16 protein-coding genes are annotated in these 14,528 nt (G+C 49.7%); 9 read left to right on the forward strand and 7 right to left on the reverse strand.

Features of this window, described 5'->3' with window-relative positions:
* The first annotated feature begins 170 nt into the window (after positions 1-170).
* The 3 genes from JXR92_RS04180 (at position 171) to JXR92_RS04190 (ending at position 1,280) form a co-directional block, all read left to right on the forward strand.
* Entirely contained in the window at positions 171-383 is a 213-nt protein-coding gene (locus JXR92_RS04180; RefSeq protein ID WP_206897473.1) for a hypothetical protein, read from the forward strand.
* A 387-nt stretch (positions 384-770) separates the two neighbouring features.
* The gene (locus JXR92_RS04185) at positions 771-974 is read left to right on the forward strand and encodes a helix-turn-helix domain-containing protein (protein WP_009016895.1); all 204 of its coding nucleotides are present in this window, start codon (positions 771-773) and stop codon (positions 972-974) included.
* A 12-nt stretch (positions 975-986) separates the two neighbouring features.
* Positions 987-1,280: a helix-turn-helix domain-containing protein gene (locus JXR92_RS04190; protein ID WP_005859453.1), complete on the forward strand. Its 294-nt coding sequence runs from the start codon at positions 987-989 to the stop codon at positions 1,278-1,280.
* Between the two features lie 64 nt (positions 1,281-1,344).
* Here the strand turns inward: JXR92_RS04190 and JXR92_RS04195 are convergent, their stop codons facing one another.
* Together JXR92_RS04195 and JXR92_RS04200 are read right to left on the reverse strand one after the other, a co-directional pair.
* Entirely contained in the window at positions 1,345-2,556 is a 1,212-nt protein-coding gene (locus JXR92_RS04195; RefSeq protein WP_206897472.1) for a site-specific integrase, read from the reverse strand.
* 27 nt (positions 2,557-2,583) lie between these two features.
* Positions 2,584-3,813 (reverse strand): site-specific integrase, encoded by a 1,230-nt coding sequence (locus JXR92_RS04200; RefSeq protein WP_008670537.1) that lies wholly within the window; start codon positions 3,811-3,813, stop codon positions 2,584-2,586.
* Positions 3,814-4,104: 291 nt separating this feature from the next.
* Between JXR92_RS04200 and JXR92_RS04205 the strand changes: the two genes are divergently transcribed.
* On the forward strand, positions 4,105-4,485 hold the full coding sequence (locus tag JXR92_RS04205) for a hypothetical protein (RefSeq protein WP_226791281.1): 381 nt from the start codon (positions 4,105-4,107) through the stop codon (positions 4,483-4,485).
* Positions 4,482-5,693 carry a PorV/PorQ family protein gene (locus JXR92_RS04210; RefSeq protein WP_138346278.1) on the forward strand — a complete coding sequence of 404 codons (1,212 nt, stop codon included), beginning with the start codon at positions 4,482-4,484 and terminating at the stop codon, positions 5,691-5,693. The genes JXR92_RS04205 and JXR92_RS04210 overlap by 4 nt, the downstream gene beginning before the upstream one ends.
* Before the next feature lie 153 nt (positions 5,694-5,846).
* Here JXR92_RS04210 and JXR92_RS04215 read toward each other — a convergent pair whose 3' ends face one another.
* Positions 5,847-6,593 carry a LytR/AlgR family response regulator transcription factor gene (locus JXR92_RS04215; RefSeq protein WP_119962184.1) on the reverse strand — a complete coding sequence of 249 codons (747 nt, stop codon included), beginning with the start codon at positions 6,591-6,593 and terminating at the stop codon, positions 5,847-5,849.
* A gap of 204 nt (positions 6,594-6,797) precedes the next feature.
* On the opposite strand from JXR92_RS04215, the gene JXR92_RS04220 reads away from it, so the two are divergent.
* Positions 6,798-7,406, forward strand: coding sequence for a hypothetical protein (locus JXR92_RS04220; protein ID WP_117599935.1), 609 nt, complete (start codon positions 6,798-6,800; stop codon positions 7,404-7,406).
* A gap of 33 nt (positions 7,407-7,439) precedes the next feature.
* On the opposite strand, the gene JXR92_RS04225 is transcribed toward JXR92_RS04220, so the two are convergent.
* The gene (locus JXR92_RS04225) at positions 7,440-7,832 is read right to left on the reverse strand and encodes a PH domain-containing protein (RefSeq protein WP_117599934.1); all 393 of its coding nucleotides are present in this window, start codon (positions 7,830-7,832) and stop codon (positions 7,440-7,442) included.
* 108 nt (positions 7,833-7,940) lie between these two features.
* Here JXR92_RS04225 and nadB point away from each other — a divergent pair, with 108 nt between their 5' ends.
* Complete coding sequence (nadB, locus tag JXR92_RS04230; RefSeq protein WP_138346280.1) at positions 7,941-9,512, forward strand: L-aspartate oxidase; 1,572 nt, start codon at positions 7,941-7,943, stop codon at positions 9,510-9,512.
* 131 nt (positions 9,513-9,643) lie between these two features.
* On the opposite strand, the gene rbr is transcribed toward nadB, so the two are convergent.
* Positions 9,644-10,222, reverse strand: a complete 579-nt coding sequence (gene rbr / locus JXR92_RS04235; RefSeq protein ID WP_005825226.1) for a rubrerythrin — start codon at positions 10,220-10,222, stop codon at positions 9,644-9,646.
* Between the two features lie 321 nt (positions 10,223-10,543).
* Here rbr and JXR92_RS04240 point away from each other — a divergent pair, with 321 nt between their 5' ends.
* Together JXR92_RS04240 and JXR92_RS04245 are read left to right on the forward strand one after the other, a co-directional pair.
* Positions 10,544-12,226 carry a SulP family inorganic anion transporter gene (locus JXR92_RS04240; protein WP_138346282.1) on the forward strand — a complete coding sequence of 561 codons (1,683 nt, stop codon included), beginning with the start codon at positions 10,544-10,546 and terminating at the stop codon, positions 12,224-12,226.
* Between the two features lie 7 nt (positions 12,227-12,233).
* The gene (locus JXR92_RS04245) at positions 12,234-13,073 is read left to right on the forward strand and encodes a DNA/RNA non-specific endonuclease (RefSeq protein WP_061412277.1); all 840 of its coding nucleotides are present in this window, start codon (positions 12,234-12,236) and stop codon (positions 13,071-13,073) included.
* Between the two features lie 5 nt (positions 13,074-13,078).
* Here the strand turns inward: JXR92_RS04245 and JXR92_RS04250 are convergent, their stop codons facing one another.
* Positions 13,079-13,588, reverse strand: a complete 510-nt coding sequence (locus tag JXR92_RS04250; RefSeq protein WP_009037517.1) for a flavin reductase family protein — start codon at positions 13,586-13,588, stop codon at positions 13,079-13,081.
* A 10-nt stretch (positions 13,589-13,598) separates the two neighbouring features.
* On the reverse strand, positions 13,599-14,372 hold the full coding sequence (locus JXR92_RS04255; protein ID WP_057281510.1) for a radical SAM protein: 774 nt from the start codon (positions 14,370-14,372) through the stop codon (positions 13,599-13,601).
* Between the last annotated feature and the right edge of the window lie 156 nt (positions 14,373-14,528).

Raw genomic sequence — 14,528 nt, forward strand, 5'->3', positions numbered from 1 at the left:
AAAAAAGCGACAGCCGCAGAGAAAAAACGGATGGCAAGAACCATTATGGAATCTGGTAAATAGAAAATCCGGTACATGCGAATTCAGGCGATCATCCCGGATGGTAACCTGTCAAAGAGGCTTTTGAGACATTTGAAATACCGATAATAAAAAAAACGAGATCAAGTATTTTGGCGGATGGCGGCAGGATTGCCGCCTCCGGCTCTTCCGAGTTTGTACGCGTCCTGCGTGAGGGCAGCTGGTTTGACAGCGGGTGCACCGACGGGGAGTACATGGTGAATTTCTCCGGGCGGTACAGGGAACTGCACGGGGTGACGGTGAGGACCGATACGCCGGAGCATTTCATGGACGACCTGAAAAAGTACGGTTACATCAAGGGCTGAACAGTCCGTTCCTTTATTATTACACTCCCTGCCGGTTTGGGGTCGCTTCACTTCCGGTGGGGATTTTTCTTTTTTCATCGCCATGACGCACCCGTCCTTCAGGTTTTCCAAAGGGGGTCGTGAAAACCGACCGGCTACGGAGTATTTTTCCCGCGCCATATGACAAAAACCGACTATCCATGACTATTCCTGCCAGTGTACCGGTCGCGCTTGCCTCTCATGGTTTCTTCCCTTATATTCGCACTGACATTTAAACATGTTGAAATTATGGAAATATGCTACATCGAGGCCGGTGTCCTTGAGAGGATGCTGGCACGCGCCGAGAACCTGTCCGCACATGTGGACAGATTGTATGAGAGAAACCGCCGTAAGGAACCCGGAGAGTGACTGGACGGCCAGGATGTCTGCCTGCGCCTTGACATCTCGCCGCGTACCCTGCAGACCCTCCGCGATACCGGACGGCTGGCGTTCACCCGCCTCCAGCGCAAGTTCTATTACAAGCCCGAAGACGTGGAGAGGCTGATGACCTACGTCGGCATCAGACGCAAGGAGAAGGCTGTGAGAGAGGGAAGAAAGAACGGAAACCTTTAAAGAGCGGAAGAGATGGAAGGCATTATCGACAAGGAGAACGAACGTGCCCGCAGGTTCTTTGCCCTGCTGGACAACATGGAGAAAAAAGTGGAACGTCTTGCCCGTGACAACCGTCCTCCCTTCAACGGGGAACGGTTCCTGACCGACAGGGAGCTTTCCGGGACGTTGAAGATCAGCCGCAGGTGCCTGCAGGATTACAGGGACCAAGGACGGATTCCCTATATCCAGCTTGGCGGGAAGATCCTGTACAGGCAATCGGACATCGAGAAGCTGCTGGAGGAGAACTATCACGCTGCATTGGTATAATATCGTATTCAAGTTTAAGGATTGCCGCCGGAATTGCATTTACGATTCCGACGGCAATTTTTATTTAGCCTGCGGCTTCCTTGCCGGCCGCAGGCTTTCTTCTTTCCATCAGCCGGTCCATGTCCGAGGATATCTTCCGGTCGGTGACCTGGGCGTAGACCTGCGTGCTGTCGATATTCGTATGGCCCATCATCCTGGCGATGCTCTCTATCGGAATGCCCGCGGTCAGTGTCAGGGTCCCGAACGAATGCCGGGCCATGTGGTAGGACAGGTTCTCTTTCATGCCTAATGCCACACCCATTCCATGTACCTCGTACCAGAGGACATCGCGGACCGGCAGCGGGAATACCGGCCTGTCTTCATCCGTGGTGTTGTAAAGATCCAGTATCTGTCCGGCTATGGGATGCAGCGGGATGAACGCCTCCACGTCCGTTTTGGCGCGGCGGATGCGGATATACCTTCTTCCTTCCGAGGTCGTTCCGATGTGACGGGGATGGAGAGCCCTCGTATCCGCGTAGGCCAGACCGGTCAGCGAGGAGAAGATGAACGTCCTGCGCGCCAGCTCCATCATCGGGTCGGGCAGCGGGGTTTCCATCATCCGCTTCAGTTCACTGCGGCTGATATGCCTTAGTTTAGGCGCTTCTTTCCTCTCGTATGCCACGTCCTCTATCGGGTTGGCACGCAATACTTCCCGGTCCACGGCGATGTAGATGAGCCGGTTGAGCCAGCACAGGCAGTGGTTCACGTGTCCGTTCCTGTGTCCCAGCTCCTTCTTGAGAAAGACCTTGAACGATTCGGCGAATTCTTCGGTGATGTCCGAAAAGGCGATGTCCTTCATCCCGCGGGATTCGATGAACTGCCTGAGGTTAAGCTGCGTGGTCTTCGACTGGCGGTAGGTGGAGGTGGAATTGATCTCCTTGGAGCGGACCCTGAGCCGTTCGCGTTCCACCTCTCCGGCCTGCAGGAGGTATTCCGGCACGGAATTGGCACCGGATACGGTGGTCTTGAGCAGCTCGGCCGTGACCACTCCCTGGTTCCTCAGCAGGTTCCCGTACGCCTCTTCCAGCCGGCCTCGGAAGGCGGTAAGGCGGTTGTTCTCCCTGGCTGTTTTGATTTCACACTTCTTGCTGTCCCAGTCTCCGGGTTTGCAATAGATGCCTGTCGTGACAGCCGATTTCTTTCCGTCGATGCTGATCCGGCAGAGGACGGCGGTCGTGCCGTCCGATTTTACCTTGTTACGGTTGATGTAGAATAAAAGCTTGAATGTACTGCGCATGATAATGATTGTTTAATTGTTTAAGGATTAAAGAATAAGTTTCAAATCGCGGGTTGCCTCGACGAACCTGTCCATGTCCTCGAACAGTCGCTTCGGAGTTACACGGGCATATATCTGGGTGGTCTTTATGTTGGAGTGTCCCAGCATTTTGCTGATGGTCTCGATCGGCACTCCCTCCTCGAGCGTGACCAATGAGGCGAAAGAATGCCTTCCCATGTGGTAGACAAGGTCCTGGCTCAGCCCCGCCATCAGGCGCAGGGATTTCATGTTGGCCCTGAGCGTGTGGTAGTCCTGCGGCGGGAAGAGGGTGATGCGGGTATCGTCACGATACTTCCCGATCAACGCGAGTGCTTCCGGCAGCAACTTGACGCGTCCGAGGTAGTCGGTCTTCTTCCGCCGGTATTTCAGCCAGAGGCTGCCCTCGTCATCCTGGAAGAGGTTCTCCCGGGTGATGCTTACCGCATCGGCATAGGCGGTGCCGGTGTAACAGGCGAAGAGGAAGAGGTCCCGGGTGATGACATGTGACCTGCGTTTTTCCGGTATCTCCAGATCGCGTAGCTTCTCGAAATTCTCCCGGCTGAGTGCTTTCGGTGTTGTCTCCTTCTGCTTGGGCAGCTTGAAGTGGCAGAAATGGTATTTCTCCGAGTGCCCCTCCTTGTAGGCGATGCGGCAGATCTTTTTCAGGATGGACAGGTAATGGCGCACCGTCTCCATTGCCAGTTTCTTCTTTTCCAGGCAGAAATCCTGATAGTCACGGATGAACTGCTCGTTGAGCTGTCCGAAGGCGAGGTCCGAGACCTTGAATTCCGTTTTGATGAATTCGGCAAGGGTGCGCCGGGTGTACACGTAGGTCGACATTGTCGTCGGTGCACGGTCCACGCCGACACGGGCCTTCATCTCCTCATTGTGCCGGTCGAGAAGTTTGAGCAGGGTCATCTGCATGCCCGCATTACCCTGGAACATGTCCCTGACCGCGGCGGCATCGAAATCCTTTTTCCTTTCCATGAGGGAATTGAAGGCCGAGTGTACGGCAAGCAGCAGCCTCTCTATCTTTTCATTGGTCTCCACCGCTTCCCGGCTCTTGCCATTCAATCGGCTCTCACGCGCGTTCCATAGCCCGGGGGTACAGGAGAGCTTGCAGCTGAACTGCGCCATCGTGCGGTTGAGGGTGATCCGTCCCATGATCGGGGCCTTGCCGGTCTTGTCCGGCTCGCTCTTTTTCAGGTAGAGCAGCACCTTGAATTTTTCCACTTTCATAACGCTCTTTTTTAGGTTGTAAAAATACTCCTTTGAAAAGCGTCCTTTGGCATGCAAAACATTGATAAACAGTGAATACAAATCCGCTTTGTTCCTATCGGTAAAAATTCGGTTACCTGCCGTTGTTTCCGAAACAGGCGGCTAACAGTCTGGTAACTGAAACGTCGCAATATTTTGTTGTCTTTTGCAGGTATGTCTGTTCTGCAATTCTTGCAAAATGCTTAATTATAAACGTTTTACGTTTAATTCTCGTCATTCTGTTTTTTATTGCATTTCTAAATATTACTTATCTTGCGCGCCACACTCTACCTCTATCCTCTGGCCCGGAGCTACAACGAAGTGAGCCAGCTTCCCAATGACATCCGCCTTTATATCACGGACGAGAACAATGTGCTGGAGGACTACGTATACGGCAGTGACGGCGTAACCGTACAGACCGGCGACCTGACCATCGACGAGATGTACGGGAAAGAGACCTACTACTCCTTCGACCTCACCGAATTCATCCGCAACAACTACGGCACTTCGGGCATCAAGCGGCAGAAACTGCTGATGAGTCTGACAGACGAAGAAAGCACCACCACCTTCAACCAGGTCATCTTCACCAACGACCCCGAACAAGAAAACCAATGCAGATTAGACGTAAGATTCAAAATATACAACGAGCAATGAAACGCCATTACTGGATTCCCCTTCTGCTGTGCAGTCTGTGTACGGCAAGCCTCACCGCCGTGGCACAAAACACCACCAACCTGCCCACCTCCATGTACGGAGTGGGCGAACTGAGTGCCGGTGACGGCGGACGTTATGCCGGCATGGGCAACACGGGCATCGCCCTGAACCGTACCGGATTTCTGAACACGCTGAACCCCGCAGCCATCACCCGCATGGACACCGCCTGCTTCACGTTCGATGTGGGTGTATCTGCCTCATATGCCCGCTACTCCTTCCTGAGCGAACACAGCTCCAACTTCACCGGCAACCCCAACCGCATCAGCATGGGCTTCCGTGTCCTGCCGCGCTGGTATGCCCTTGTAGGTGCAGCACCATACAGCAGTGTGGGCTATGTCATCCAGACCGAAGAAGAGATAGAGGGAATGCCCGGCAACTACACCTACTCGCTCTTTGAGGGTACGGGCGGACTATACCGGTGCTACGTCACCAATGCCTTTGCACTGAGCAGGCAACTGTCGGTCGGCATCAACCTGGGGATGATAGTGGGCACAGTGACACAGAGCGAAACGCAGGAAAGCGCCGTCGTAAAGTACGAATCCTCCAAACGGGCCTTTTATGCGGACTTCGGCATACATTACGAATGGGGTGCGACCGGACAACGGAAGTGGGCAGCAGGGCTGGTATTTGCTCCCTCCCTTCCCATCAGCCACGACAATACACTGACCTACAGCAACTCATCTACCAGCGAGAACCTCAATAAAGGATACCACAGCCGTACACAATATCTGCCCATGCACCTCGGCACCGGCCTCAGCATGGCCACCGAACGCTGGGTGCTGACCGCCGACTACAACTACCTGGACTGGAGCCGCAACTCCTCTTCCTATACCTCCATGAAATACGAGAACCAGCACAAAGTGAACATAGGCGGCAGCTACATTACCAAGCCACGCCTGGCACGTTCCACCGAGCTGATGGGCGGAATAGGTTTCGGCAACTCCTATATCAATCTGAAAGGCGGGAAGATGCAGTATCTGGAAGCCAGCGTAGGGGCGAGCTTCCCCATCCGGTACTCCTATCTCTCGCTGGGCGCCACGTGGCGGAAACAACTGAACTCACGCAGCAATCTGATGCAGGAAAGCCGGTTCAGTCTGAATCTGAACTTGACGTTCGGGGAAAGAATTTCGAGAGCAAAACTAAAGTAATACAAGGTTCCGGTTCACCACAGATTACACGGATTTTACACCGAATGATTATCATTTGTTGGATCTATATATGCAACGCGTTGCATATATAGATGCAGCACGCTGGAACTATAGATCCAACAAACAAAGTATATAGTATCTGAAAACGGGGTATTACAACACTGCCAGCCTGGACACATACCCTTTTACCCTTTCGCGGTAAGCATCGCCAATGGGGACATCCTTCTGCTCGATGAGCAGTGTGCTGCGCCCGATGGCGCTGATGCAGTCCATGCGGACAATAAAAGAACGGTGCACGCGGATAAATTCGTCCGCCGGAAGTTTTTCCTCCATGTACTTCATACTGCATAGGCTCAAGACAGGTTTGGAGGCACCCTTGCAGAAAATCTTGACGTAATCCCCCAAACCCTCTATGTAGTTTATCCGCTCCAGGTCGAGCCGCATGATGCGGTTGTCACACCGCATGTAAATCACCTTCGGAGTCTCTTCCAGACCTTGCCTGTGCTTGGAGTCGGACGTACCTGCATCTTGCAAAGAGAACCAGCGTGCCGCCTTGCTGACAGACTGGAAAAACGTGGAGAAATTGAGCCCGTCCATCAGATAGTCCAACGCATCCAGGCGGAAACACTCGGCAGCATACTTGTCGGTATCTGTAATGAAAATGACACGAGTGGACGAGGACAAGAGCCTGCAAAAATCCATTCCGTTGATTTCACCTTCTTCCACCGGATAGATGCCGACAAAATAAACTTCCACTTTTGTCTCATAATAATCCTTCAGCGCTTCAAGAGGATTGCCGTACTTTCCGTGCAAAGAGAGAAAAGGAACCTTGTCGATATACTCTTCCAACCTTCCGGCAATCTCCGGGTCTGCATGTAAAATGGCACAATTCAAATTCATGTTCGTTTCTTTTTTACATGATGGACGCTGCCATATCCGAAAAACTGCAAACAGAAGAGCTAAAATTAAGCTTTATTTATGATTCAAAGATTACCTGCATTTACAGAAAGACTAAATTATCAGGAAAATAAAGTGCTCACTATGAATAGTTTCAAAAAAATAAACTTATCTTTGTACGTACATCCTCACAAAAAAGTAAAGGCTATGAAACAACAGAAACTATTCCACCTCGTATTGTCCGCCATATTGATTGTCTGCACGACCGGCTGTTATGATAAAGACGAAATTAAAGATGCTGAAAAATATCTGTTCAAAGATATTCAATACTCTTTTGAAGAAGAAGGGGATGGATTCAGTACCTATGATGTAGAACTCCTGCCTTTCATCATGGAAAACAATTTGAACAGCAGTATTACCACCACAAACTCCCCCTTTGAAGACACATGGCAGGAAACCACCTTCCAAAGCAACGACCCCGGAGCATTTGCATGGATGGGGGAAGAAGACATATTCGTCAATGCCCCTTACATGTTTGGAGATGAACTATCGTTAAGCGGGACAACAATAAAATATGGCAGCGAAACAACAAAAGCCAAAGGTCCAAACAGCAGTACTTCCACCATCAGCATACCACCTCACTGTCGGCTCATCATAAAAGGAACACTACACTACAGCAAGCTTGTAGCTACCTATACGCTGACATTCGTAGGTGAATATACAAAAACGGAAAAACAGATAAAGGGAAAGTTCATACAAACAACTCCGGAAAGCTACACAGGAGACATTACCATGAAACCGATAACGGCAGATTAAAACGGAATCACATACGTGGGCACACCATATTGCTCATCCTCTCCGTTCCTCCATCAACCGGATGAATTCCTCCTCTTTGACCGGAAACAATACCTCGCACTTACCCGCTCCATACTTCACCAGTACGTAGCGCATTACTGCAAACCGTCCTATCTGCATGGAAGAGGCACGCTCCACGGAAATGACATCCTTCAGCAGAATCTCCTTGCTGCGCGAGAAGCGGCCGAAATACAATTTCAGCTTCCCGTCCGGAGTCACCGTATAGGTAGTATGAATCAGCTTCTCGATGACAACTATCAGCCAAAGCATGAAAAGCGCCGCAGGCAGCACGTATTTATCCCACAACATATAAATGGCAAGACCACTTATCAGAGCCAGAAACAAAAACTGCCCTACAGCAATACGGGCATGAAAGATTCTATTCATTCTATCGGATTTTTGCCGCTAAGGTAGGTCTTTTTACGAATAAATCCCTACGGAATGAACAAGGAATGTACTTATTTTGTAGTTTTGCAGCGATAAACACTAAATCCTATGGTAAGAAAGTTCAATTTCCTCGTTATCGGCTCCGGGCTTGCCGGTATGAGTTTTGCGCTGAAAGTGGCGCACAAGGGGACAGTAGCCCTTATCTGCAAGGCAGGTCTGGAAGAAGCAAATACCTATTTTGCACAAGGAGGTATCGCTTCCGTCACCAATCTGGCTGTGGACAACTTCGAGAAGCACATCGAGGACACCATGATTGCAGGTGACTGGATAAGCGACCGCGAAGCCGTAGAGAAGGTGGTGCGCAATGCTCCCGAACAAATCAAGGAGCTCATTAAATGGGGAGTGAACTTCGACAAAAAGGAGGACGGAGAGTTTGACCTGCACAAAGAAGGCGGCCACTCCGAATTCCGCATCCTCCACCATAAGGACAATACGGGTGCAGAGATACAGACCAGCCTCATCGAAGCTGTGAAGCAACACCCCAACATCACCGTACTGACCGACCACTATGCTGTGGAAATCATTACCCAGCATCACCAGGGAATCATCGTTACCCGCCATACCCCCGGCATCAAGTGCTACGGTGCCTACGTGCTGAACGAAGCGACGGGCGAGGTGGATACCTTCCTTTCCAAAGTCACCATCATGGCAACGGGCGGTTGCGAAGCCGTTTACCGCCATACCACCAACCCGCTGGTAGCCACGGGAGACGGCATTGCCATGGTCTACCGTGCCAAGGGAGCAGTGAAAGACATGGAATTCATCCAGTTCCATCCCACAGCCCTTTTCCATCCGGGAGACCGCCCCTCGTTCCTCATCACCGAAGCCATGCGTGGTTATGGCGGCGTGCTGCGCACCAAAGACGGAAAAGAATTCATGCAGAAGTACGACCCGCGACTCTCACTGGCCCCGCGTGACATCGTGGCGCGTGCCATCGACAACGAAATGAAACAGCGCGGTGAAGACCATGTGTATCTGGACGTCACACACAAAGACCCCGAAGAAACCAAGAAGCATTTCCCGAACATATACAAGAAATGCCTCAGCATCGGTATAGACATTACAAAGGAATACATACCGGTAGCCCCCGCCGCCCATTATCTCTGCGGTGGTATCAAGGTGGACTTGGACGGACAGAGCAGCATCCGCCGTCTGTACGCCATCGGCGAATGTTCGTGCACTGGACTGCATGGCGGCAACCGTCTGGCAAGCAACTCACTGATTGAAGCCGTGGTTTATGCCGACGCGGCAGCCAAACACGCACTGAGCGTACTGGAACGTTATGACTTCAACGAAGACATCCCCGAATGGAACGACGAAGGTACCATCTCCACCGAAGAACGTGTCCTCATCACACAAAGCATGAAGGAAGTAAACCAGATTATGGAGGCATACGTAGGTATTGTCCGCAGCAATACCCGGTTGACACGTGCCTGGAACCGACTGGACATACTTTACGAGGAGACAGAAGCACTCTTCAAGCGTAGCAAGGCTACCCGGGAGCTGTGCGAACTGCGCAACATGATAAACGTAGGATACCTGATAACCAAGCAAGCCATGGAACGCAAGGAAAGCCGCGGACTGCACTATACGATAGACTATCCGCACGTCGGGAAGTAACTAAAGTAAAACTCGCACCACTATACTGGCACGGAAAACGAACATGGTCATTTAAACAAAGCGCCCGGATGCTCTGAAGAAAGCATCCGGGCGTTTCCCGTTATCCATACCTGCACAAGCAGGAGACATTATCAATAGTTTGACTTCTTTACTTCGAAGTAAGCCTGCGGATGCAAGCAAGCCGGACATACCTGAGGAGCTTCCTTACCGGTGTAGATGAAACCACAGTTGCGGCACTGCCATACCACTTCACCTTCCTTGGCAAATACGCTGGCAGTCTCTATATTCTGGATAAAAGCGCGATAACGTTCTTCGTGTCCCTTTTCGGCAATGGCGATGTTACGGTACATAAGAGCAATTTCGGGGAAACCTTCTTCGTCTGCAATATCAGCAAACTTAGGATAATCCAATGACCACTCTTCGTGTTCGCCGGCAGCAGCTTCCTGAAGATTTTCCAGGGTAGTGCCAATAACACCTGCAGGATAAGAAGCGGTGATTTCTACCATACCGCCTTCCAACCACTTGAACATACGTTTAGCGTGTTCCTTTTCCTGGTCAGCCGTTTCTGTGAAAATAGCGGCGATTTGTTCGTAACCTTCTTTCTTGGCTACACTTGCAAAATAAGTGTAACGCATTCTTGCTTGTGATTCACCAGCGAATGAAGTCAGCAGATTCTTCTCAGTCTGAGTTCCTTTAACACTTTTAGCCATAGTCTCTTTTTTTATTAGTTAATATAATTACGTATAAATGTCGTTCGTACTGTTTATAAACAACACAAAATTACGAATTTAGTTTGGAATAATCACACCTCTGCCCCATCGGATTTATTTATCGTCTTATAGAAAGAATCTATCTTCACCGATAACCCGAAGAGGTATTTCAGACATAATTAATAGCACATATCTGATAAGGAAAACAAAATACATCACAGTTGTGTTCACTAATATCCATTATTTTATCTACTTTTGCAGGCAATTTGCAATATATACATTACATTCTGTATAAAAAAACGTATAAAAAAGTAGATTATAATGAAAGCGTTCGGATTCAGACCAAAGCTATACACGGCTTTAAAAAATTACTCTAAAGAACTGTTTATGGCAGACCTGATGGCAGGTATCATTGTAGGTATCGTTGCCCTCCCGCTTGCCATTGCATTCGGTATCGCCTCCGGCGTATCACCGGAGAAAGGTATCATTACGGCTATCATAGCCGGTTTCATCATCTCCCTGATGGGTGGGAGCAAGGTACAGATTGGAGGACCGACCGGTGCGTTCATCGTCATTATCTATGGCATCATCCAGCAATACGGTGAATCGGGGCTTATTGTCGCCACACTGATGGCAGGCGTACTGCTCATCCTGCTGGGAGTGTTCAAGCTGGGAGCTGTCATTAAGTTTATCCCCTATCCCATCATCGTAGGTTTTACAAGCGGTATTGCCGTCACCATCTTCACCACGCAGATTGCCGACATTTTCGGGCTGACGTTCGGAGGAGAGAAAGTTCCGGGAGACTTTGTAGGAAAATGGATGATTTATTTCCGACATTTCGATACCGTAAACTGGTGGAACACGATTGTAAGTATTGTCAGCATCTTCATCATTGCCATTACACCGCGGTTCTCGAAGAAGATTCCGGGGTCACTTATTGCCATCATCGTGGTGACAGTGGCAGTCTGGCTGATGAAAGTATATGGAGGCATTGATTGTATCGATACCATCGGCGACCGTTTCAGCATCCGTGCCGAACTGCCGGATGCCGTGATGCCTGCCTTGGATTGGGAAGCGATAAAGAACTTGTTCCCCGTAGCCATTACAATCGCTGTACTGGGTGCCATCGAATCTTTGCTGTCTGCCACCGTAGCTGATGGTGTGATAGGCGACAAACACGATTCCAACACGGAACTGATAGCACAAGGTGCTGCCAACATGGCTACCCCGCTGTTTGGCGGTATCCCTGCCACCGGAGCCATCGCGCGTACCATGGCAAACATCAACAACGGAGGAAAAACTCCCGTAGCAGGTATGGTTCATGCAGTGGTGTTGCTGCTTATCCTACTGTTTCTCATGCCACTGGCACAGTATATACCAATGGCCTGCCTGGCGGGTGTACTGGTCATAGTATCCTATAACATGAGCGGTTGGCGTACGTTCAAGGCATTATTGAAGAATCCTAAATCGGATGTCACGGTACTGCTGATTACTTTCTTCCTGACCGTCATCTTCGACCTGACTATTGCCATTGAAGTAGGTCTGGTGATTGCCTGCGTGCTGTTTATGCGCCGCGTCATGGAGACTACCGAAATATCCGTCATCAAAGATGAAATAGACCCGAATGCAGAATCGGACATTGCAAGCAATGACGAGCACCTGATAATCCCCGAGGATGTGGAAGTATACGAAATAAACGGTCCTTACTTCTTCGGCATCGCCACCAAATTCGAAGAAATCATGGCGCGGCTGGGCGACCGCCCCAAAGTGCGCATCATCCGCATGCGTAAAGTTCCGTTCATCGATTCTACCGGTATCCATAACTTGACAAGCCTTTGTGAGATGTCCCAAAAGGAAAAAATAACCATTGTGCTCTCCGGTGTCAATGAAAAGGTACATAAGGTACTGGAAAAATCGGGCTTCTATGAGCTGTTGGGCGAAGAAAATATCTGTCCGAACATAAATGTGGCACTGGAAAGGGCCAAAATGATTATCCAACACTAATCCCGGCATGGCACGAAAAAAAAAGAAACAATCGCAGGGCGTCTATTATCTTATATTGTTTATATGTGCAGTCTGCCTTGCCTATGAACCCGTTGCAAAGATACTTTCGGATGCCAGGCAAAAGAATTCTACGCCTGCCAAGATAGAACTCACAGCAGGCACACGCCTTGAAATACCGGCAAAGCTGAAGAACGTCTCCGAACAGATTCTCCAGCGGAAAGGCTACACAGTATCCTACAACAAGGATTTAAAGATACCCAATTGGGTAGCCTGGGAACTCACTCCCGAAAAACTGGTGGAGCGTGAAAGCCGTACAGACAAGTTCTTGCCCGACCCCGACCTGCCTGAGCACGAGGCAGTAACCACCGATGACTACAAAGGAGCCGGCATGGACCGCGGACATATGTGTCCGGCCGGTGACAACCGCTGGCACTGGAAAGCCATGCAAGAGAGCTTCTACATGACAAACATTTGCCCGCAGAACCACAATCTAAACCGTGGCGACTGGAAAGAACTGGAAGAGTCATGCCGCCGTTGGGCACAAGAAGAAGGCAAGATATACATTGTATGCGGTCCTATTCTCTATGACCAACGTCACCGTACCATTGGTAAGAAGCACAAAATTACAGTGCCCGAAGCATTCTTCAAGGTCGTTCTGTGTGCAGACAGCAATCCCCCCAAAGCCATCGGCTTCATTTATAAGAATGCATCAGGCAATCATCCATTGGACAGCTACGTCAATACAGTGGACGAAGTGGAACGTATTACAGGTATCGACTTCTTCCCCGCCCTTCCGGATGAAATAGAAGAGAAGGTGGAAGCCGAATATGACTTGAAACTGTGGTAAAGGAGCTATTCCTTTACCCAGGCATCTACAATCTCGGCTACATAAACCCGGTGCAATCCACCGTGGTCACCGCCATACCAACGCTCGTAGACGGAATGGTCGAGAAAGAGTTCTTCTTTCATATCGGTAATGAAAAGCTTGCGGCACTCCAATCCCAGGCGGTCCTGCTCAAAGAGAATGTTTCCCCGCTCGGTAACGATAGGATTCAGACCAGTTTCCTTTACCTTATCCACTTCCCTACCCGATTTACTGCCACAAAGGTTGTAAATGCTCCGATTTTCCTTTCCTAAAAAAGAAAGAGTGAAATATTCGTTCTCCTCCATAAACTCATACGTATAGCGCTCGGAACGAATAAAGACAAACACCACCGGCTTGTTCCAAAGCCAGCCAATACCTCCCCAACTGGCAGTCATGGTGTTGAAATGTTCTTTACTGCCTGCCGTAACCAGCATCCACTCTTTGCCTATCACTTCGAAGAAGTTCTCGCTTAAATCTTTAATTGCTATTGATTTCATAAGTATATTATTAATAAGAAACACTTACCGGTATACCCGTTTCCCGTATCCGTTCCGCAATGCGATCCAGTTCCTCGCGGGTGGCCTTCTGCAAATCATGGTCGGGCGTTTCGCGGTCGATGGTATAAATCATCACTTGGCGGGGAGCAATCTCCTTGACAGCTTCCAGCCAGGGAAGAACAAATTTATCGGATGTATTATCCATATCTTGTCCTTTATAACTTCCTTTGAGAAACATGGTCTGGATAATGCAGTTCCCTTTGAACGCTTTCATCCCTTCTATAATCTCCCGGATGGAGTAATGTCCGGTAGGACGGTCAAGTACACGGATATACTCTTCATCTACCGTATCCAGTTTAAGGATGTTGTTGTCAATCTTGTTCAAAGCCTCGAATACGGCAGGACGATGAATAAAGGTAGAATTGCTCAGTACGCTCACCTTTGCATTCGGAAAATACTTGTCGCGCAAGGCAAGTGTATCTTCTATGATTTCGGGGAAACGGGGATGTGCCGTCGGTTCTCCATTACCGGCAAAAGTCAGTACATCCGGTGTAGGTCCGTTTTGCTGCATGTCCCGCAGACGGGCTTCAAGGGCCGAACGGACTTCTTCGCGCGTAGGCAACGGCTGTTTGGGACGATGGTCGGCATTGAAGCCACATTCACAGTAAATGCAGTCGAAAGTGCATACTTTGCCGTCTGCCGGCAATAAATTTATTCCCAAAGATACTCCCAGACGGCGAGAATGAACGGGACCGAATATGGGAGATGGATAAATGACAGTCATACTATTTATGATTTGACGATTTACGGTTTGATTAATGCTTAAACAATCTTACCGCTCCAAAGTTAAGTGAAAACTATGGTATCTGGCAATGTTCGGCTTGCAAAAGTTTACCCATAAAAGAAAATATTCCCTTTATAAAGCATACATTTCATGTTA

Origin of the sequence: Bacteroides parvus (assembly GCF_017309675.2) — a bacterium.
GTDB lineage: Bacteria > Bacteroidota > Bacteroidia > Bacteroidales > Bacteroidaceae > Bacteroides > Bacteroides uniformis.